The organism is Enterobacter asburiae (assembly GCF_024599655.1).
GTDB lineage: Bacteria > Pseudomonadota > Gammaproteobacteria > Enterobacterales > Enterobacteriaceae > Enterobacter > Enterobacter asburiae_D.
Window position 1 is genome coordinate 1790738 of the sequence record NZ_CP102247.1, and the last position, 20153, is coordinate 1810890.

Sequence of the window (20153 nt, forward strand, 5' to 3'; positions counted from 1 at the left end):
GCGCCAGCTTCAGAGAAAAATCAGCGTTCTGTCACATTTTTTTGCAATTAAGCCAGGTAACGACATCAGAACTCCCGTAAAAAGGTCATCGATTTTTAATGACCTGAGGATATACCGTTGAAACGCCGTCTGTTTATTGCTGTTTCTTTACTCGCTTCGAGTGTCTCATCTGCTTTTGCGGCCGAACCACTGGATTTTTCGCCGCAGCCTCCGGCCATTCAGGCTGGCTCCTGGGTGCTGATGGACTACACGACTGGTCAGATCTTAACGGCGGGCAACGAACATCAACAACGTAATCCGGCGAGCCTGACCAAGCTGATGACGGGGTATGTGGTTGATCGGGCCATTGATAGCCACCGCATTACGCCGGACGACATTGTCACCGTAGGGCGTGACGCGTGGGCTAAAGGCAACCCGGTTTTTGACGGCTCGTCGCTCATGTTCCTGAAAGAGGGCGATCGCGTCTCCGTGCGTGACTTAAGCCGCGGCCTGATTGTCGATTCCGGCAACGACGCCTGCGTGGCGCTGGCCGATCACGTGGCGGGCGGTCAGCCGCAGTTTATGAAGATGATGAACGACTACGTGCAAAAGTTGAATCTGCGCGATACGCATTTTGAAACCGTCCACGGGCTGGACGCGCCGGGCCAGCACAGCTCGGCCTATGACCTGGCCGTACTCTCCCGCGCCATCATCCACGGCGAGCCTGAGTTTTATCATATGTACAGTGAAAAGAGCCTGACCTGGAACGGGATCACCCAGCAGAACCGTAACGGCCTGCTGTGGGATAAAACCATGAACGTGGACGGCCTTAAAACGGGACATACCTCGGGGGCGGGCTTTAACCTGATTGCGTCCGCCGTTGACGGGCAGCGCCGTTTAATCGCGGTGGTCATGGGGGCGGACAGCCCGAAAGGGCGTGAGGACCAGGCCCGAAAACTGCTGCACTGGGGGCAGCAGAATTTCGATACGGTGCAGATCCTGCATAGCGGTAAAAAAGTGGGGACAGAACGTATCTGGTACGGCGATAAGGAGCAGGTGAAACTGGGTACCGACCAGGACTTCTGGCTGGCACTGCCGAAAGCGGAAGTGCCGAACATCAAAGCCAAATACGTGCTGGATAAAAAAGAGCTGGAAGCGCCGATCGCCGCGCACCAGCGGGTCGGAGAGATCCAGCTCTACGACCGCGACAAAGTGGTGGCGCACTGGCCGCTGGTGACGCTGGAAGCCGTTGATAAAGGTGGCCTGTTCTCTCGCATGAGCGATTATCTGCACCACACGCTTTAACTGTTGCTGAGCAGGCTGGCAGGGTTGCGAGTCTGCTCACATAATAAACACTCCTCGTTTGCCGATAATAGTCATCCAGTTTTATAGTGTATAAATATACAGTGATAAGTGGAGGCAGCATGGACTACAGCATTAAGCAGCAACAGAAACGTAAGATTGCCGGTTTTCATTTGGTCGGACCGTGGGAACAAACGGTAAAACAGGGTTTTGAACAGCTGGTGATGTGGGTCGACGGGCGTCACATTGAGCCGCTGGAGTGGGTTGCGGTCTACTACGATAACCCCGACGAGGTCCCGGCAGAAAAACTGCGCTGCGATACGGCGGTTACGGTACCGGATGATTTCGTCATCCCGGAAAACAGCGAAGGCGTCATGATGACGGAAATCGCGGCCGGGGATTATGCCGTGGCGACGGCGCGCGTGGAAAACTACGACTTCGCCACGCCGTGGTATCAGTTCTTTAATTCCCTGCTGCAGGACAATAAGTACCAGATGGCGCTCAAACCCTGCTTCGAGCGCTATCTCAATGACGGCAATGCAGACGGCTACTGGGATATCGAAATGTATATCGCGGTAGAGCATAAAACGGTTTAAGCCTGCGAAGTGAAGGGTTTTTCAGCCGGGAGCGATCCGCCCGGCTGAAAACACAGTACAATTGTGATTTGCCGTGTAGCTGGAGAGCGGGTGTGCGTCCCGACAAATCATTAACCCCTTTTGAAATTCGGTTGTACAAACATTACCGCGTGGTGCACGGGTGTCGCATCGCGCTGGCTTTCGTATTAACGTTTGTGCTGGTCCGTTTGCTGGACGTTCCCGAAGGGACGTGGCCGCTGATCACGCTGGTGGTGGTGATGGGGCCCATCTCGTTTTGGGGAAACGTTGTTCCGCGCGCTTTTGAGCGAATTGGCGGGACGGTTTTAGGCTCGGCGCTTGGGCTTATCGCCCTGAAGCTGGAGCTCATCTCATTTCCCGTGATGCTGGCATGGTGCGGTGCCGCCATGTTCCTGTGCGGCTGGCTGGCGCTGGGCAAAAGACCGTATCAGGCTCTGCTGATTGGTATTACGCTCGCGGTGGTTGTCGGTGCGCCCGCCGGGGATATGACCACGGCGCTGTGGCGAAGCGGGGATGTCATCCTGGGGTCACTGCTGGCCATGCTCTTCACCGGTGTCTGGCCACAGCGTGCTTTTCTGCACTGGCGTATTCAGATGGCTAACTACGTCACCGCCTTTAACCGCGTCTATCAGGCCGGTTTTTCCCCGAATCTGGTTGAGCGTCCCCGGCTGGAAAAGCATCTGCAAACGATCCTCAACGACGTGGTTAAAATGCGCGGCCTGATCACGCCCGCCAGCAAAGAAACCCATATTCAGAAATCGATTTTTGAAGCTATCCAGACGGTAAGCCGCAATCTGGTCTGCATGCTTGAACTGCAAATCAACGCCCACTGGGCCTCGCGTCCCAGCCATCTGCTGATGCTTAACGCGCAGACCCTTAAAGAGACCCAGCAGATGACGCAGCAAACGCTGTTGACCATCGCTCATGCGCTCTATGAAGGGAACCCGCAGCCGATACTGGCCAACAGCGAGCGGCTGAATGAGATCGTCGCGGAGCTGAAGCAGCTCATCAACGAACGCCAGAGCGATAACGTGGCGGAAACGCCTATTCATGGCTACGTCTGGCTGAGCATGGAACTGGCGCGGCAGCTTGAGCTGTTATCGCACCTTATTTGCCGGGCGCTGCGCAAATAAAAGGCGTATGTGACGGCTGCTGCTTCGATTCAGCAGCAATTGGGGTTATGATAGCTTTAAACGATATACTCATTGTCATTCGCAGCCGCTGTCAGTAAGGTTATTGTTACAACGGTTGCCTTAACGAATCCGAATCTCACATTATCAGGGGTGTAAAAATGGAAACTACCAAGCCTTCGTTCCAGGATGTTCTGGAATTCGTCCGCCTGTTCCGCCGCAAAAACAAGCTGCAGCGTGAAATCCAGGACGTTGAGAAGAAGATCCGTGACAACCAGAAACGTGTTCTGCTGCTCGACAACCTGAGCGACTACATCAAGCCAGGTATGAGCGTTGAAGCTATTCAGGGCATCATCGCCAGCATGAAGAGCGACTATGAAGACCGCGTTGATGACTACATCATCAAAAACGCTGAGCTGTCCAAAGAGCGTCGTGACATCTCCAAGAAGCTGAAAGTGATGGGCGAAATCAAAAACGGCGAAGCAAAAAGCGAGTAATCGCAGCGAATAGTGAAAAAGGCTCTCTGGTGACAGAGAGCCTTTTTTTATGACGCAGAACGCGGCTGTAGCTGATAAATCCAGGCCTTAACCTGCTTGCCTTCAAGGGTGGTCACCGTGACCTCAACACGATCGTAGCCGTCTTCAAACTCATCCAGCATTTGCCAGTGTGCGGCAAGGTTATCAGAGATAAACAGATAGCCTTCGACGCGGGGGCCATCAGGGTGGAGCACAATCCCCGGGAAATCCGCCGCAGCGCCCCAGCCGCGTTCGTAAAACGTACCGGATACGGAACCGACCAGCCATTCGCCGCCAATGTTTTCAAGAATATGCGCATTAGAGTGGCCCGGGCGCAGCGTGCCGTAGACAAACAGAGCGTTCATTTTCCCTCATCCGCAAAGCAAAAAGCCTGCTTTAAAAGCAGGCTTTTTAAATTTGGCTCCTCTGACTGGACTCGAACCAGTGACATACGGATTAACAGTCCGCCGTTCTACCGACTGAACTACAGAGGAATCGTTGTGGAGGCTTATCTTAGCGGCGAAAAAACTTTTGTCAAACCTGATCTTAGGGAAAATCGACCGATTGCTGATTCTGTCGTCAGTTTGTTGTAAATCCACACATCTTTTTCTGGAAAATACTTTGCAGGATTAGCATTTGTCCCCCATCATTTGAAATGGAGTTTCAACTTTTCTCTCTAAGGTCCATTTTGAACGTCACTGCCTCCTTACGCCAGGCGATAGCGCGCACGCCATGGTATGCAAAACGTAAAAGCTATCGTGTCCTGTTCTGGCGTGAAATCACCCCTCTCGCTGTGCCTATCTTCCTGGAAAATACCTGCGTTCTGCTGATGGGGGTCCTGAGCACCTTCCTGGTGAGCTGGCTGGGGAAAGAGGCGATGGCAGGGGTTGGGCTGGCGGACAGCTTTAACATGGTGGTGATCTCATTCTTTGCCGCCATAGATCTCGGGACGACGGTGGTGGTGGCTTTTAGCCTCGGCAAGCTTGACCCCAAACGTGCACGCGAGGCGGCCCGCCAGTCGCTGATGATCATGACCATTTTTTCGATCGTTCTGGCGGCGGTGATCCACTATTTCGGTAAAGAGATTATCGATTTTGTCGCCGGGGAGGCCACGAACGAGGTTAAAGACCTGGCGCTGACCTACCTGGAAATGACCGTCTTAAGCTATCCGGCGGCGGCCATTGCGCTGATTGGCAGCGGCGCGCTGCGCGGGGCGGGCAACACCAAAATTCCGCTGCTGATCAACGGCGGGATGAATATCCTGAATATCGTGATCAGCAGCGTGCTGATCTACGGCGCGTTCTCGTGGGAGGGGCTGGGGTTCGTCGGTGCGGGGCTGGGCTTAACCATTTCACGCTATATCGGCGCGGTAGCCATCATTGGGGTGCTGATGGCGGGGATTACCCCCTCGCTGCGTCTGACGCTGAAAAGCTATTTCCGCCCCTTTAATTTCGCCATTATCTGGGAAGTGATGGGGATCGGCATTCCCGCGAGCATTGAATCGGTGTTGTTCAACGGCGGGAAGCTGCTCACACAGATGTTTGTTGCCGGAATGGGGACCGACGTTATCGCCGGTAACTTTATCGCCTTTTCTATTGCCTCGCTGATTAACCTGCCGGGTAACGCGCTGGGTTCGGCATCGACCATCATCACGGGTAAACGGCTCGGGAAAGGGCAGATAGGCCAGGCGGAGCGTCAGCTGCGGCACGTCTTCTGGCTGTCGACCATAGGGCTGACGCTGATCGCCTGGGGAACCGCGCCGTTTGCCGGGCTGATGGCCTCGTTTTATACCCACGAAGACGACGTTAAAGAGGTTGTTAAGATCCTCATCTGGCTCAACGCGGCCTTTATGCCCATCTGGGCGGCCTCATGGGTATTGCCCGCCGGGCTGAAAGGGGCGCGCGATGCCCGCTTTGCAATGTGGGTATCGATGCTCGGCATGTGGGGATGTCGCGTTGTCGCGGGGTATACGCTCGGGGTGATGCTCGGATGGGGTGTGGTCGGCGTCTGGCTGGGGATGTTCCTCGACTGGGCCGTGCGCGGTGCGCTGTTCTACTGGCGCATGGTCAGCGGGCGTTGGCTGTGGAAATATCCGCGAAAGAGTGCCTGACAATTGCGCGAAGTGGAGAATAATTCGGCAAACGATCGGAAATATGCATTCTGCCTTTGACATCATGGGGGAGCATCGATAATATGCGCCCCGTTCACACGATTCCTCTGTAGTTCAGTCGGTAGAACGGCGGACTGTTAATCCGTATGTCACTGGTTCGAGTCCAGTCAGAGGAGCCACATTTAGAAAAGCCTGCTTACGAGCGGGCTTTTTGCTTTTCTGGATCTGGTAAAAATGTCGGGTGGCGGCTTCGCCTTACCCGACCTACAAAAACCTCGAATCGTAGGCCGGGTAAGGCGAAGCCGCCACCCGGCTAAAGCCGCACTATCGATCCAGGCTAATCGGTGCCGTCGCCTCTTCCAGCCACGAACGCGCCTCGCTATTCACCAGAGGTAACAGCGCCTCACGTACCTGCCGGTGATACGCATCCAGCCACTGCTTTTCCTGCTCGCTCAACAGATGCAGCTCAGCCTGACTTAAGTCGATCGGGATCAGCGTCAGCGAGGAAAACGAGCAGAACCCCGGACGGCTCTCCACAATCTCCACCTGGTTTTCAATACGAATACCGTGGCTATCACCCAGATAGTAGCCCGGCTCGATAGTCATGATATTGCCTGCCACTAGCGGCCACGGGTTGACCTTTTTGGCGATGCGATGCGGGTTCTCATGGATCAGCAGCTGGTGCCCCACGCCGTGCCCCGTGCCGTGATCGTAATCCAGTCCCATCTCCCACAGCGGGCGACGCGCAAACGCATCCAGCTGATGCCCCTGAGTCCCGGAAGGGAACTGCAGGGTAATGAGCGACAGGAAGCCTCTCAGCACGGCAGTGTAGTGCAGGCGCTGTTGCGGATCGACTTTCCCCCACGCCAGCGTACGCGTGGCGTCGGTGGTGCCGTTAACATACTGGCCGCCGGAATCGTTCAGGTAAAAATGGTCATGGCCGATGGGCTTATTGCTGGCCTCGCTCGAATGGTAGTGGCACATCGCCGCATTGCTCGAAGAGGCGGAGATGGTCGCAAAACTCTGCTCGATGAACCCAGGCTGCTGTTGACGGAACGCAAGCTGCTGCGCCTGCGCGTCCAGCTCGGTGAGCGGTTGTCCTGCCGCCTCGCGCAGCGGCACTTCACGGCTCAGCCAGGCGAGGAAGTTGACCCACGCGGCCCCGTCCTGGTGATGGCACTCGCGATAGCCTGCCAGCTCGACCGGGTTTTTAGTCGCTTTCATCAGGGGGATGGGGTCGGTCCGCCAGACAATTTCTCCCCGTGGCTCAATGGCGAAACGCAGGGCCACCGGTGCGGAATCGGCATCAATCATCACCCGTTTGCCTTCAGCAATCTGCTGGCAGCGTTCAATAAAGGTATCCTGCGGCGCAATGGTGAACGCGTTGAGCACATCGTCAGGCAGGGCGCTGAGCTTATTGTCGTTAACAAACCACTCAACGTGACCGTCACGACCAAGAAGGGCAAAGGAGAGCGGGACCGGGCTGTAAGGGATATCCGCGCCACGCACGTTCAGCAGCCAGGCGATGTTATCCGGCAGGGTGACGGCGAGATAATCAGCGTTGTTTGCGGCCAGCACGGCGGCGACGCGCTGACGTTTGTTCGCGCTGCGTTCGCCGCTGTGTTCAACCGCCATTTCACGGATAAGCCCCGCCGGCGCGGCAGGGCGGTTAGTCCATAAGGTGTCAAACGGCGAGGCCTTCAGCGGTACCAGCTCGCACGGCGTGGCAGACAGTTGCTCAAACTCCGAGTTGGTCATCAGCAGCGCGTCAAAACCGATGCGTGTCCCGGCCTCAACGTTTTCTGCAAGCCATTCTGCCAGCGGCTCGTTGTGCAGGTGGTGGATCTCAACCTCATCCGTATTGACCTGAACGCGGGCCTGAACCTGATAGCGACCGTCGACGAACAGCAGCGCTTTGTTTTTCAGCACCAGCGCCACGCCGGCCGAGCCGTCAAAGCCCGTCAGCCAGGCCAGCTTTTCGTCGTAGGGCGCGCAGTATTCGCTCTGCCAGGCATCCGCCCGCGGGACGATCATCCCGTCGAGATGGCTGGCCTCAAGCCAGTGGCGAAGGGCAGAGAGCGGTGATGTGCTGGACATTGTTTTTCCTTATCGTTATTAGCGGAACGGCGGCTCGTTGAAGGTGCGCAGCTTGCGGGAATGGAGCTTGTCGCCTTCTGCCCGCAGCAAATCAATGGCGCGAATACCAATCTGCAGATGCTCTGAGATAGCCCCTTCATAGAAACGGTTGGCCTGGCCCGGCAGCTTAATTTCGCCGTGCAGCGGCTTATCGGAGACGCACAGCAGCGTGCCGTAAGGGACGCGGAAGCGATACCCCTGTGCGGCGATGGTAGCGCTCTCCATATCAATGGCCACCGCGCGGCTCAGGTTGAACCGCAGCGCGGAGGCGGAGTAGCGCAGCTCCCAGTTGCGGTCATCCGTTGTGACGACCGTACCGGTGCGCAGGCGCTGTTTAACCTCTTCACCCGGCATGCCGCTGACCTCTTTGGTAGCGTCATACAGCGCGCGCTGTACTTCGGCGATGCTCGGGATTGGGATGTCCGGCGGCAGCACCGCATCAAGCACGTGGTCATCACGCAGATAGGCGTGGGCCAGCACGTAGTCGCCAATCAGCTGGCTTTCACGCAGGCCGCCGCAGTGGCCAATCATCAGCCACACGTCCGGGCGCAGGACCGCCAGATGGTCGCAAATGGTTTTGGCATTTGACGGGCCAACGCCGATGTTGATCAGGGTGATGCCCTGACCGTCGGCGGTGATCAGGTGCCAGGCGGGCATCTGGTGTTTTTTCCACGCCAGGTCGGAAATGGCCTGCTCGGGCGCTTCGGTCTCCGCGGTGATCCAGATCCCGCCTGCGCAGGACAGCGCGATGTACGGGCTTTCCGGGTCGAGGATCTGGCTGCAGCCCCAGCGGACAAATTCGTCAACGTAGCGGGTGTAGTTGGTAAAGAGCACGAACGGCTGGAAATGTTCGACTGGCGTACCGGTGTAGTGGCGCAGGCGCGCCAGGGAGAAATCGACCCGTCGGGCATCAAAGTGCGACAGGGGAGAAAATTCTGCCGGGTGATAAATCCCGTCGGCCGTCTCATCGCCAATCTGCGAAAGTTCCGTCGTCGGGAAGTGGCGGGTCAGCCCCGCGCTCATGGAGCGATCCAGCGTCAGCGCCGAGCCGTCTATCACGTACGGATAAGGGATTTCGTGCAGCGAAGGTTCCACAGAAATGTGCGCGCCGTAATCCTGGTACAGCAGCGTGAGTTGTTCTTCAAGATACGGGCGGAACAGCGCAGGGCGGGTGACGGTGGTGCTGTAGCAGCCGGAGTGGGTAAAGCGCGCGTAGGCGCGGGTTTTGGGATTGCTGCTGGCGCTGCCGTCCCAGGTCACAGAGAGCGATGGATAAACAAAAAGGCCCTCGTTTCTGGCCTTTTGGTCGGGAAGTTTCCCTGTTTCGATATATTCGCTGATGGCGCCGCGCAGCGCGTTGACGGACTGTTCGTACAGCGCGTCGAGTTTTTCCAGCGCCTGAGCCGGGGTCAGGCTGGAGCCCTTATTATTCATCTCTGTCTCCTTGTTCCACAGGTGTGCGACTCTATCCGATAGTATGTCACACGCCCGTGAAACAAAAGGGAGATCAGCTGTGGCGCGTCTCTTTCATCAGCAGCGCCGTCGCCGCCGACAGCAGGCAACCCGCGAGCAGATAAATCGCCACGCTGTGCCAGTTGCCGCCGGAGAAGGTCACCAGCGCGGCGGCAATAAACGGCGTAAATCCGCCGCCGACCACGCTTGCGACCTGGTAGCCCACGCCCGCGCCGCTGTAGCGGTAGCTTGCGCCAAACAGCTCGGTGAACATCGGCTGCTGCACGCACACCACCATATCGTGAGCGATGTTGGCGAGCATGATGGCGAAGAAGACAATCCAGAAGATCGACTGTGCCTCCAGCGCCATAAAGAACGGCCAGGCGCTGAGACTACCAATCAGCGCCCCGGTGATGTAAACGCGACGGCGACCAAACCGGTCCGCCAGCCACGCGAAGCAGGGGATGGTCAGGCAGCTGATCCCGCCGACCAGCAGGCCAATATTCAGGAACAGCTCGCGCGGCAGACCGAGGTTCTGCGTCGAGTAGTTCAGGGCAAACGCGGTGACGATATACATCGTCAGCAGTTCACAGAGGCGCAGGGCGATAATTTTCAGAAAAGCGCCAGGGTGCCGGACGAGGGCTTCCATAACTGGAAGACGTTTGTTCGTGGCCGGTTTTTCCTGCTGCTTTTCGAACTCTGCCGACTCCTCCATCCCGTTGCGGATCCACAGCGCGGCGATGACCAGCACGATGCTGAAGATGAACGGAATGCGCCAGCCCCAGCTCAGGAACTGCTCGTCGGTAGTGAGCTGGCTGATTAGCGATACCAGCCCGGTGGAAAGCAGCAGGCCTACGCCGTACCCGACCTGTACGCCGCTGCTGTAAAACGCTTTCCGGTGCTTCGGCGCGCTCTCAACGGATAACAACGCCGCACCGCCCCATTCGCCGCCGACGGCGAAGCCCTGGATGGCGCGCAGGGTGACCAGCAGTACCGGCGCCCACCAGCCGATAGAGGCAAACGAGGGGAGAATACCAATCAGCGCGGTGGCGATCCCCATCATCCAGACGGTGAGCATCAGCATGCGCTTGCGGCCAAGACGGTCGCCGAAGTGGCCGAAGATCACCCCGCCCAGCGGGCGAAACAGAAAGCCGACGCCGAAGGTGGCAAACGCGGCGAGCGTGCCCATCGCGGGGCTGACCTGCGGAAAAAACTCGCGGTTAAACACCAGGGCGGCAGTGATGCCGTAAAGCAGAAAATCATACCAGTCGACGACGGCACCCGCGAAGCTGCCTAAGGCCGCGCGGCGGGCACGATTGAGCGAAGGTGTCTCCTCGTTGGGACGATCGGAGATGAGGGTGGAGTCCATAGTTGTCCTGTCCGTACTGATTTTTAATTATTGGTATAAGAAAAGGTCACTCACATTGCGTCCGTCATATAAACGGAACCTATGAGACTACCGCGACAAAACGCCTGAGAAAACGTTTTTATCTTTCCGGAAGGCGCTGAATAAATAAATTTCATCTTCCCCTACGCTGAGATAAATCAGTCTGTTTGGCTCCGGTTAGTGCTGAATGGATTACAGTTATAGATACCGCTGCGTGGCCTAAGCTGAGGGAATAACGATGCAACGCACCTTTTCGGCATTCTGGATGGTCCTGTTTTTATTCGTCGCACCGCTTAACGCGGAGCCCAACGTCTACGGTGAGCAACGCATCAGCGGCTGGTGGAATGCGCTGACGGATGATATCTCACAGACCTGGGAAGAACCTCAACGTTACGACCTGTACCTGCCGTTCCTGAGCTGGCACGCTCGCTTTATGTACGACAAAGAAAAAACGGACAATTACAATGAAATGCCGTGGGGCGGCGGGCTGGGCGTTTCCCGCTATAACGAAGAGGGCAACTGGAGCGCGCTGTTCGCGATGATGTTCAAGGACTCGCACAACGAATGGCAGCCCGCGATGGGCTATGGCTGGGAGAAGGGCTGGTATCTGGATAATGCCAAAGATTTCCGCCTTGGGCTCGGCGCCGCCGCGGGCATCACGGCGCGAGATGATTTTGCAAACTATGTCCCGCTACCGTTCATCTTCCCGCTGTTTTCCGCCGGGTATAAGCGCGTTACCGTCCAGTTCACCTATATTCCAGGAACCTATAACAACGGCAACGTGCTCTTTGCCTGGCTGCGCTTAGGCTTCTAAAGGGTGATCACCTTTTTTGCCACGGCGTTAGACAATACCAGCATGGAGAAGAGAACAGAGGTAATGAACGTGAGCACAATCAGCGCCAGCTTCATACCGAGAGAGGTCACCGGTATCAGCGCCGTCAGCAGATGAAACACCGAGTAGTGCACAATGTACACGCCGGTCATCGTTTTGCTGATGGCGGCCAGAATGGACTCCTTAAATTCAGCGTTGCGGCGAAAGCGCACGCCGTTCGCCGCAATCACCAGGGCAATAATCAGGATGTAGATCTGCGAGCCGGTGAGAATAAAGGCGTTTCTGTCCGCCTTGAACAGCGCGAAGAAGAAGTGGCGCTCGTAAAACCAGGTGAAGAGGTAGATAAACGGGATGGCGATAACCGCTGCCCGGACCACCTTTTTGCGGCTAATCCACTCGGCGACTTTCGGGTCGCAGAAGAGTTGCCCCGTCAGATAAAACAGCAGCCACGTCCACAGCCGATACTGCGGTGACAGGGAAAGGACGTGCGTTTCAGGATAGAGCGCCGATAGCAGATCGTATCCGTAGGAAAAGAGCAGCAGGGCGGCAATCGCGCCGCAGAACAGCGCTCGCCGCTGGCTCAGCCATTCCACAACCGGGTGGAAGGTGTAAATCACCACAAACGCGAACACGAACCAGGGCTGGATTAAATACCCGCGCTGATAGGGCTCCCACAGGTAGTAGAGCGTTATCCAGAACAGAAAAACAATCACCAGACTTTTAATTTTACCCAGCTGCCAGCGGGTGTCGTGACGTGACTGTCCGTCGAGATAACCCGAAACCACAAAAAACAGCGGCGTGGCGATGGTCGAGATAAAGGTTAGAAACCCCAGGATCCAGTGATAGTCATAATCATAATGATCCCAGGTGTTGTAGATGGTAAAGAAGGTCACCGCCGTCATACAGCCCAGCGTCTTGATAATGTTCAGCCCTGTCGCATTCATTGTGGTTTGGCTTCGTCCTTACGATGGAAACACGCATAGATAACGGGGAGTACCAGCAGCGTCAGGATTGTAGCAAACCCCAGTCCAAACATAATCACAACGGCCATGCTCTGGAAGAAAACGTCCAGCAGCAGCGGAGCCAGGCCAAGTACGGTCGTAAACGCGGTGAGCAGGATGGGGCGCAGGCGCGAGGTGGCGGCGTACACGATCGCGCTGCGCTGATCCTTTTGCGTTTTCTGCTGTTCGATCTCTTCCACCAGCACGATGCCGTTGCGGATCAGCATGCCGCTCAGGCTCAGCAGGCCAATCAGCGCCATAAAGCCAAAGGGAATGCCGGTTAGTAAAAATCCCGGCGTCACGCCAATCAACGCCAGCGGTACGGTCAGCCAGATGGCGACGGCATTTTTCACCGAGCTGAACATCAGCACCGTAATAACAAACATCACCAGATACCCGAGAGGTAGCGTTGTGAAAAGCCCCTGCTGCGCTTCACTCGAGTTTTCCGCGTCGCCCCCCCACTCGATGCTGTAGCCGTGTGGCAGGGGAAGTGCATCAATCTGCGGCTTCACGCGGGCGAGAATGTCCCCGGAGGTTTGCTGGCTCAGCGGATCGGGATCGGTCTGCACCGTCAGCACTCGCGAGCGGTCGCGTCGAAGTATCAGCGGATCTTCCCACTCCAGCGAGAAGCGGCTGACGACGTTACTCAGCGGGATATACTGCTGCCGCGTCTGGCTCCACACCAGCACGTTGTTCAGGTGATTGGCGTCCAGCCGTTCGCTCTCAGGCGGGCGCACCACGACAGGGAGCAGGTCACTGCCCTCCCGGTACAGCCCCGCCCGGCTGCCGGAGAAGTTCATCTCCAGCGCGTTATCAACGTCCTGCTTATCTACGCCAAGCTCGCGGCCCAGGGCGGCAACGTACTGTGGGCGGATCACCTTGCTGCGGTTTTGCCAGTCGTTCCTGACGCTGCCCGTGGCAGGGTCGCGCGTGAGAATGTCGTCCACCTGGCTGGCAATCAGGCGCAGCCGGTCAGGGTCCGGGCCTTTAATGCGCACCTCAATGGCGCTGTCGCCGGAGGGGCCAAACATCACGCGTTTGGTGCTGGCGTTGACCTGGGGATAGTTTCGCGCGATGTACTCGTCCACGTGTCGGGTCAGGGCAGAGATGTTGCGCTGGTCGTCCATGCGCACCATGATCTGCGCATAGTTGCCGTACTGCCGCTGCCCGCTGTAGGTCAGAATAAACCGCATACTTCCCTGACCGATGGTTGAGACGGTGGTTTCCACCCCCGGCTGGCCGTTAATGGTTTTTTCGATATCGCCGGTCATTTTCTCGGTCCATTTAATATCGGTACCGTAGGGTAGCCAGAGATCGACAAAGAAAATCGGCGTATTAGACGACGGGAAAAAATTTTGCCGCACGGCACCGAAGCCCCAGATGGACGCTGCCAGCAGCGCAGCCATCACAATGAGCGTCGGTGCCTTATGGTGCAGTAGCGTGTTAAGCAGGCGCTGGTAGGCGCGGTAGAGTCGTTTATCGTAAGGATCTGACTCGTCGGTTTTATCGGGCGCGCTGTCGTTTTTAAACAACCACCACTTAATCAGCACCGGGGTGAGGGTGAGCGCCGAAAACCAGCTCAGCATGAGGGAAATTAGCAGCACCTGGAACAGGGATTTACAGTATTCCCCGGTGGAATCCTGCGACAGCCCGATTGGGGCAAACGCCAGGATGGCAATCACCGTCGCCCCAAGCAGCGGCAGGGCGGAGCGGCGGATGATGTAGTTCACGGCGGTAAGCAGCGGGGAGCCCTGCTGTCGGGCAATCAACACCCCTTCGACAATCACGATGGCGTTATCCACCAGCATGCTGAGGGCGATAATCAGCGCCCCGAGCGAGATGCGCTGCAGCTCAATGCCCCACAGATACATAATCAGCAGCGTGCCGAGCACGTTAAGCGCGAGGGAGAACGCGATGATGATCCCGCTGCGTACGCCCATAAAGATCAGCAGCACGCCGATGACAATCGCCAGCGCCATCAGGAAGTTAATAATAAAACCGTTAACGGAGTGGCCCACTTCGGCTGCCTGATCGTAAAACAGGTCTATCTGTATGCCTGCCGGTTTTTCCGCCGACATCTGGTTTAGCTTCGCCTCCAGCGCGTGCCCCACGTCGATAACGTTCACGCCGGGAATAAACGAGACGCCCATGGTAACGGCTTTTTTACCGTTGGCATGGTAGATACTGGCCGGCGATTCGTTCAGCCCGCGCGACAGCGTGGCAATATCCCGCAGACGCGTCGCCGCCCCGGTGCCGGAAGGCGTGATGATGATATCCGCCAGTTCATCAAGATTCTCGAACTCACCGGTCGGGTGCAGGCGAATGGATTCGGTGCCGGAGGTGATTTCTCCGGCGCTGGAAACGACGTTAAGTCTGCTGAGCAGGGCGGAAAGCTGGTTCAGCGTAATGCCGCGCGCGGCCATTTTGGTCAGGGAGATATCGATGTTTACCTGTTGGCTAATAGCCCCGCCGATGGCGACCTTCGCGACGCCGGGGATCAGAATCAACTCCCGGCGCAGCTGCTCCGCATATCGCACCAGCTCAGGATTACTGAATTCATCTCCGGAAATGGCGAAGAAGAAGCCGAACACGTCGCCGAAATCGTCATTCACAAAGGGCGTAACGACGCCGGGCGGGAACAGACGCGATGCATCGCCCACGCGGCGGCGCAGTTCATCCCAAATCTGCGGCAGCTCGTTCGAGTGATAGCGAGAAGCGATGTTAACGGTGATTTGCGACAGACCGTTTGAAGAGATGGAGCTCACGTTGTCCAGATAAGGCAGCTGCTGCAGGGCATTCTCCAGCGGAAGCGTCACCTCCTCTTCAACCTGCTGAGCGGATGCGCCGGGGTAGTGGGTGACCACCACTGCGGTTTTGATGGTAAAGGCGGGATCTTCCAGCCTGCCGATATTCAACAGGGCGAAAATCCCCCCAATGCCCAGCAGCAGGATCGTTAGCCAGACGCGAACAGGGTTATTAATAAATTGACGAGAGATATCCATTACAGTCCCCGTTCACGCGTCCAGATACGCACCGGCTGGTTAGCATGGAGCTCCCCAACGCCCGCGGCCACCACGCGTTCGCCTGCCTTAAGCCCGCTGGTAATCACCACGCCTTCGGTACTCACTTGCCCCACGCTGACCTTGCGGTCTTCCAGATGCAGCGCATCGCCTTCGCCCGTTACGACCCAGACGTGCGGCTCGTTGCGCGGGCTGTTGTCCGGGTTAAAGACTGCCTCAACCGGTACGACCAGCGCCTGAGCGTCCGCGCCCGCCGGGAGGTTGGTTAGATTAATGGTCACCGTACCGCTTACGCCGCCGACGGCGGGAAAATCATCTGGCCGCGGCATGGTCAGTATCACCTGCCAGGTCAGGGTATTGCTGTCGCTGCTGCCGGAGTGCTCTTTGTAGACGGCGGTAAATTCCCGATCAGGAATGGCGTTAATTCTCACCACGGGGCGATACTGCGCGTTGCGGATATCAAAGGTCTTAAACAGGTTTTCAGGGATGCTGAACACCACGTCCAGCAGGTCGGTGCGGGTTAACGTCGCGATGGGCTGACCGGGGGACACCACCTGATGGTTCCGTACGTGTACGCTGGCCGCCGTCCCACTGAAGGGGGCGACGAGCGTCATCTGATTCAGCTCTTCCCGGGCAATCTGCAGCGCCGCATTCGCCGAATCGCGGTTCGCGCGCTGCACGTCCATTTCTGCTTTCGAAATCGCCTGGCGGCCCGCCAGGGTCTGGAAGCGATCGAACTGCCTCTGGGCCAGCGTCGCCGCCGTTTGTCTGTCGTTAACCCGCTGCTGGGCTTCACGGGCGTTCAGCCTGGCAAGCTGTTGCCCCTGTTTGATGACTGCGCCCTGACGAACATCGAGCGCTTCAATTTGACCTGCGCGCTTGAAGGAAAGGTCTGTGGCATCGCCCGATTCAATGCGGGCGGGAAAAACGCGCTGCTGGGCGTGACCGGGAACCGTCACCTCCGCCACTTTTACCATCCTGGGCAGGGGGGCGGCTTGCTTGGGCTTCGGGTCGCACGCCGTGAGCGTTAACAAAACGAACGGTAAAAGAGAGAGATAGCGGTTCACTGTATTCCCCTAATAAATAACTGTTTTATTTATTCCATAACCTGGACAGGGGTGACACTATTCTGCCAGAACAGTGACGACCATATAGGTAAATAAACCAATCGCCGTGCTGGCGATAATGGCAAGCGCAATAAACATACCCAGACGGATCAGGCTTAAACCATACATAGATTCCTCCATGAGCCGGAAGCAGTAGCTGACTATGAGCATAGTCGGCGAAAAGATAAATGTTAAATAACCATTATCAGTGGGGAAGCGCTAAACCTGATATTCCTGTGCTACGTTTAATGTTATCCATCTTTTTTTACCGTAACTGGCATTAAGGGCAACCCCCTGCATTTAATGCGTTTTTTGCTTCACTCACTCTCGTGTTGGTTATAAAAAGGATGCTCGATATGTATAAAAACATTCTCGTTCCGGTGGATGTCTACGAGACAAGCCTGGCGGATAAAGCGTTGCAGCATGCACAGTTTCTGGCGCAAAGCGCATCGGGTGACATTCATTTGCTGCACGTCATGCCCAAATTTTCAGCCGAGCTGACGCGTGGTTTTATTTCAGATGCGCGCAAAATGGATGAATATATGATTAATAATTCGAAAGAAAAGCTGTCTGACCTGGTCAAAAAATTGAATCTGCCAGAAGATCGTGTTCATCTCCACGTCCGTAGCGGGAATGTTCGTGATGAGGTTATTAAGCTGGCGGATGAACTTACCGTCGGCGCGATTATTGTCGGCTCGCGAAATCCAAATATTCAAACCCATTTGTTAGGATCGGAGGCGGCAAGTATTGTTCGTTACGCACATGTTCCTGTTTTCGTTATTCGTTAATTACAGAGAAGCAAGGTGATTTCTGAATAGAACCTGAGGAAGGAACGATGAAAACAGGAAAACCTGAACGTCCGTATTATCAACAAACCGTTGACGAAACCCTGTCGAATATCCACTCCACCCTGGAAGGCCTTAGCGGCACTGAGGCATCAGCCCGACTTCAGCAGCACGGTGAGAATGCGTTACCGCAAAAAAAGGGCAAACCCGCCTGGCTGCGCTTCCTGGCGCATTTTAACGACGTATTGATTTACGTTCTGCTGGTGGCCGCGTTGCTTAAGCTCTTTATGGGCCACTGGGTAGACATGTTTGTGATCCTTGGGGTTGCCATCATTAACGCGCTGATTGGCCATATCCAGGAGAGCAATGCTGAAAAATCGTTGCAGAGTATTCGCAATATGCTCTCCAGCGAGGCCGTGGTGGTACGACAGGGGAATCATGAAACGATCCCCACTACGGCGCTGGTCCCGGGAGATATCGTGGTGATCCGCGCCGGGGATCGTATCCCTGCGGACCTGCGCGTGATTGAAGCGCATAACCTTCGCGTGGAGGAGGCCATCCTGACCGGCGAATCCACCGTTGTTGAGAAAAACAGCGATGCGTTAAGCGGGGAACTGCCCTTAGGTGACCGGTATAATCTGCTCTACTCAGGCACCACTGTCAGCTCCGGCGGCGGTAAAGGCGTGGTGGTGGCAACCGGGGGCGAGACCGAGCTGGGCCACATCAATCAGATGATGTCCGACATTGAAAAGCACCGCACGCCGCTGATGGTGCAGATGGACAAGCTCGGTAAGACCATCTTCATCACTATCCTGGTGATGATGGTGGCGCTGTTTGTCTTTAGCCTCCTGTTCCGGGATATGCCGGTTTCTGAACTGGTGCTGTCGCTTATCAGCCTCGCCGTTGCCGCCGTGCCGGAAGGCCTGCCGGCCATCATTTCCATCATCCTTTCGCTTGGCGTACAGGCCATGGCGCGTCGCAAGGCCATTATTCGCAAGCTGCCTACGGTGGAAACGCTGGGGGCAATGACGGTCATCTGCTCGGATAAAACCGGCACCCTGACGATGAATGAAATGACGGTCAAAGCGGTGATTACCGCTGACACGACCTATCGCGTGGAGGGCGACAGCTACGAACCGGTGGGGAATATTCACCCCGTAGATGACCCGACGCCCGTTAGCGTGACGCAGGGTTCCCTGCTGGAACGCTACCTGCGCACCATTGACCTCTGCAATGACAGCCAGCTGATCAAAGACGAGCAGGGGCTGTGGAAAATCACCGGGGGCCCAACCGAGGGCGCGCTGAAGGTCCTGGCGGCGAAAATTCCGCTCCCACCGCTCGATACCGAAATGCGCAGCAAAATCCCGTTTGATTCGCAGTATAAATACATGTCCACGTTGTACCGGCTGGGCGATGAAGAGGTGATTTTGATCACCGGCGCGCCGGACGTCCTGTTCCGCCTCTGCCAGTACCAGCAGACGAATGACGGACTGCAGCCGTTCGATCAGCCTTACTGGGAAGGGAAGATTGAAGAGTATGCCCGGGAAGGGTTGCGCATGGTGGCCGCGGCCTGGAAACCTGCCCGCGAGGGGCAACGCGAGCTGGATCACCCGGACCTGCACGATGGCGTGATCCTGCTGGGTATTGCTGGAATGATGGATCCGCCGCGTCCGGAGGCGATTACCGCCATTGCCGACTGTCTGCAGGCCGGGATCCGCGTGAAAATGATCACCGGCGACCACCCTCAAACGGCAATGAGCATTGGGCAAATGTTGGGGATTGGTAACGCCGCAAGCGCTATCACCGGCCGTGAGCTGGAGGCGATGGACGATCGTCAACTGAGCGACGCCGCGCAGCAGTACGATATTTTCGCCCGAACCAGCCCGGAGGATAAATTCCGCCTTGTGCAGGCCCTGCAAAGTAAACAGGAAGTCGTGGGCATGACCGGGGATGGCGTAAATGACGCCCCGGCGCTCAAGCGGGCGGATGTAGGTATCGCCATGGGGATTAAGGGGACGGAAGTCACCAAGGAAGCCGCCGACATGGTGTTAACGGATGACAACTTTGCCACCATTGCCCGTGCGGTGCACGAGGGGCGTCGGGTTTACGATAACCTGAAAAAGACCATTCTGTTCGTTATCCCCAGCAACATCGCGCAGGCTCTGCTGATCATCATCGCGCTGCTGGCGGGGAACCTGATCCCGCTGACGCCGGTCCTGATCTTGTGGATGAACATGGCCACGTCGGCAACGCTGTCGTTTGGCCTGGCGTTTGAAGCGGGTGAGAAGGACATCATGAACCGGCCGCCGCGAAAAGCGAATCTCCACGTGATGGACGGCTATGCCATCTGGCGCGTGGTGTTTGTCGGTCTGATGATTGCCATTAGCGCCTTCGTGCTGGAAGCCTGGCTACAGCCGCGCGGCTACTCGGCGGAGTTTATCCGCACCGTACTGCTGCAAACCCTGGTAACGGCGCAGTGGTTCTACATGCTCAACTGTCGCGTGAATGACGGCTTCTCGCTGAGCAAAGGCCTGCTGGCGAACAAAGGGATTTGGATCGTCAGCGGCGTGCTGCTGGCGCTACAGCTTCTTATCATTTACGCCCCCTTCATGCAGATGCTGTTTGGCACCGAAGCGCTGCCGTTCCGCTACTGGGTCATCACCTTGCTGATTGGTTTTGTGATGTTCCTTATCGTCGAGGCGGAAAAAGTACTGACGCGCCGGTGGCGCAAAACCGAGGCGTGATAGCGTAAACTGAGAAAGCCTGAGCCCAGGCTTTCTCTTT

At 56.7% G+C, this 20153-nt stretch carries 15 protein-coding genes and 2 tRNA genes; 9 read left to right on the forward strand and 8 right to left on the reverse strand.

The window, feature by feature from the left end:
* The first annotated feature begins 117 nt into the window (after positions 1-117).
* The 4 genes from dacD (at position 118) to NQ230_RS08460 (ending at position 3522) form a co-directional block, all read left to right on the forward strand.
* Positions 118-1284: a serine-type D-Ala-D-Ala carboxypeptidase DacD gene (gene dacD, locus NQ230_RS08445; protein ID WP_257260748.1), complete on the forward strand. Its 1167-nt coding sequence runs from the start codon at positions 118-120 to the stop codon at positions 1282-1284.
* A 119-nt stretch (positions 1285-1403) separates the two neighbouring features.
* A complete protein-coding gene (gene sbmC, locus NQ230_RS08450) occupies positions 1404-1877 on the forward strand; it encodes a DNA gyrase inhibitor SbmC (RefSeq protein WP_032646437.1) in 474 nt (157 codons plus the stop codon).
* A 92-nt stretch (positions 1878-1969) separates the two neighbouring features.
* Positions 1970-3028: an FUSC family protein gene (locus NQ230_RS08455; protein ID WP_257260749.1), complete on the forward strand. Its 1059-nt coding sequence runs from the start codon at positions 1970-1972 to the stop codon at positions 3026-3028.
* 158 nt (positions 3029-3186) lie between these two features.
* A complete protein-coding gene (locus NQ230_RS08460) occupies positions 3187-3522 on the forward strand; it encodes a DUF496 family protein (RefSeq protein ID WP_008499467.1) in 336 nt (111 codons plus the stop codon).
* A 47-nt stretch (positions 3523-3569) separates the two neighbouring features.
* On the opposite strand, the gene NQ230_RS08465 is transcribed toward NQ230_RS08460, so the two are convergent.
* Both NQ230_RS08465 and NQ230_RS08470 read right to left on the reverse strand, forming a co-directional pair.
* Positions 3570-3905 (reverse strand): gamma-glutamylcyclotransferase family protein, encoded by a 336-nt coding sequence (locus tag NQ230_RS08465; protein ID WP_257260750.1) that lies wholly within the window; start codon positions 3903-3905, stop codon positions 3570-3572.
* A gap of 53 nt (positions 3906-3958) precedes the next feature.
* A tRNA-Asn gene (locus tag NQ230_RS08470) sits at positions 3959-4034 on the reverse strand.
* 161 nt (positions 4035-4195) lie between these two features.
* On the opposite strand from NQ230_RS08470, the gene emmdR reads away from it, so the two are divergent.
* A complete protein-coding gene (gene emmdR, locus NQ230_RS08475) occupies positions 4196-5650 on the forward strand; it encodes a multidrug efflux MATE transporter EmmdR (RefSeq protein ID WP_121424357.1) in 1455 nt (484 codons plus the stop codon).
* Positions 5651-5753: 103 nt separating this feature from the next.
* A tRNA-Asn gene (locus NQ230_RS08480) sits at positions 5754-5829 on the forward strand.
* A 145-nt stretch (positions 5830-5974) separates the two neighbouring features.
* Here NQ230_RS08480 and NQ230_RS08485 read toward each other — a convergent pair.
* The 3 genes from NQ230_RS08485 to shiA form a co-directional block, all read right to left on the reverse strand.
* Entirely contained in the window at positions 5975-7747 is a 1773-nt protein-coding gene (locus tag NQ230_RS08485) for an aminopeptidase P family protein (protein ID WP_257260752.1), read from the reverse strand.
* Positions 7748-7765: 18 nt separating this feature from the next.
* A complete protein-coding gene (locus NQ230_RS08490; RefSeq protein WP_121424355.1) occupies positions 7766-9220 on the reverse strand; it encodes an AMP nucleosidase in 1455 nt (484 codons plus the stop codon).
* 73 nt (positions 9221-9293) lie between these two features.
* Positions 9294-10607 (reverse strand): shikimate transporter, encoded by a 1314-nt coding sequence (gene shiA / locus NQ230_RS08495; RefSeq protein WP_121424354.1) that lies wholly within the window; start codon positions 10605-10607, stop codon positions 9294-9296.
* Positions 10608-10863: 256 nt separating this feature from the next.
* Here shiA and pagP point away from each other — a divergent pair, with 256 nt between their 5' ends.
* A complete protein-coding gene (gene pagP, locus NQ230_RS08500) occupies positions 10864-11439 on the forward strand; it encodes a lipid IV(A) palmitoyltransferase PagP (protein WP_059347004.1) in 576 nt (191 codons plus the stop codon).
* On the opposite strand, the gene NQ230_RS08505 is transcribed toward pagP, so the two are convergent.
* The 3 genes from NQ230_RS08505 to NQ230_RS08515 are packed head-to-tail and all read right to left on the reverse strand — an operon-like array spanning position 11436 to position 16545.
* On the reverse strand, positions 11436-12401 hold the full coding sequence (locus NQ230_RS08505) for an acyltransferase (RefSeq protein WP_257260756.1): 966 nt from the start codon (positions 12399-12401) through the stop codon (positions 11436-11438). The genes pagP and NQ230_RS08505 overlap by 4 nt on opposite strands.
* Complete coding sequence (locus NQ230_RS08510) at positions 12398-15460, reverse strand: efflux RND transporter permease subunit (RefSeq protein ID WP_257260758.1); 3063 nt, start codon at positions 15458-15460, stop codon at positions 12398-12400. The genes NQ230_RS08505 and NQ230_RS08510 overlap by 4 nt, the downstream gene beginning before the upstream one ends.
* Complete coding sequence (locus NQ230_RS08515; protein ID WP_213820251.1) at positions 15460-16545, reverse strand: efflux RND transporter periplasmic adaptor subunit; 1086 nt, start codon at positions 16543-16545, stop codon at positions 15460-15462. The genes NQ230_RS08510 and NQ230_RS08515 overlap by 1 nt, the downstream gene beginning before the upstream one ends.
* A 395-nt stretch (positions 16546-16940) precedes the next feature.
* On the opposite strand from NQ230_RS08515, the gene NQ230_RS08520 reads away from it, so the two are divergent.
* Together NQ230_RS08520 and NQ230_RS08525 are read left to right on the forward strand one after the other, a co-directional pair.
* Positions 16941-17372, forward strand: a complete 432-nt coding sequence (locus NQ230_RS08520; protein WP_063928012.1) for a universal stress protein — start codon at positions 16941-16943, stop codon at positions 17370-17372.
* A gap of 47 nt (positions 17373-17419) precedes the next feature.
* Positions 17420-20113 (forward strand): cation-transporting P-type ATPase, encoded by a 2694-nt coding sequence (locus NQ230_RS08525; protein ID WP_108418196.1) that lies wholly within the window; start codon positions 17420-17422, stop codon positions 20111-20113.
* The last annotated feature ends 40 nt before the right edge of the window (positions 20114-20153 follow it).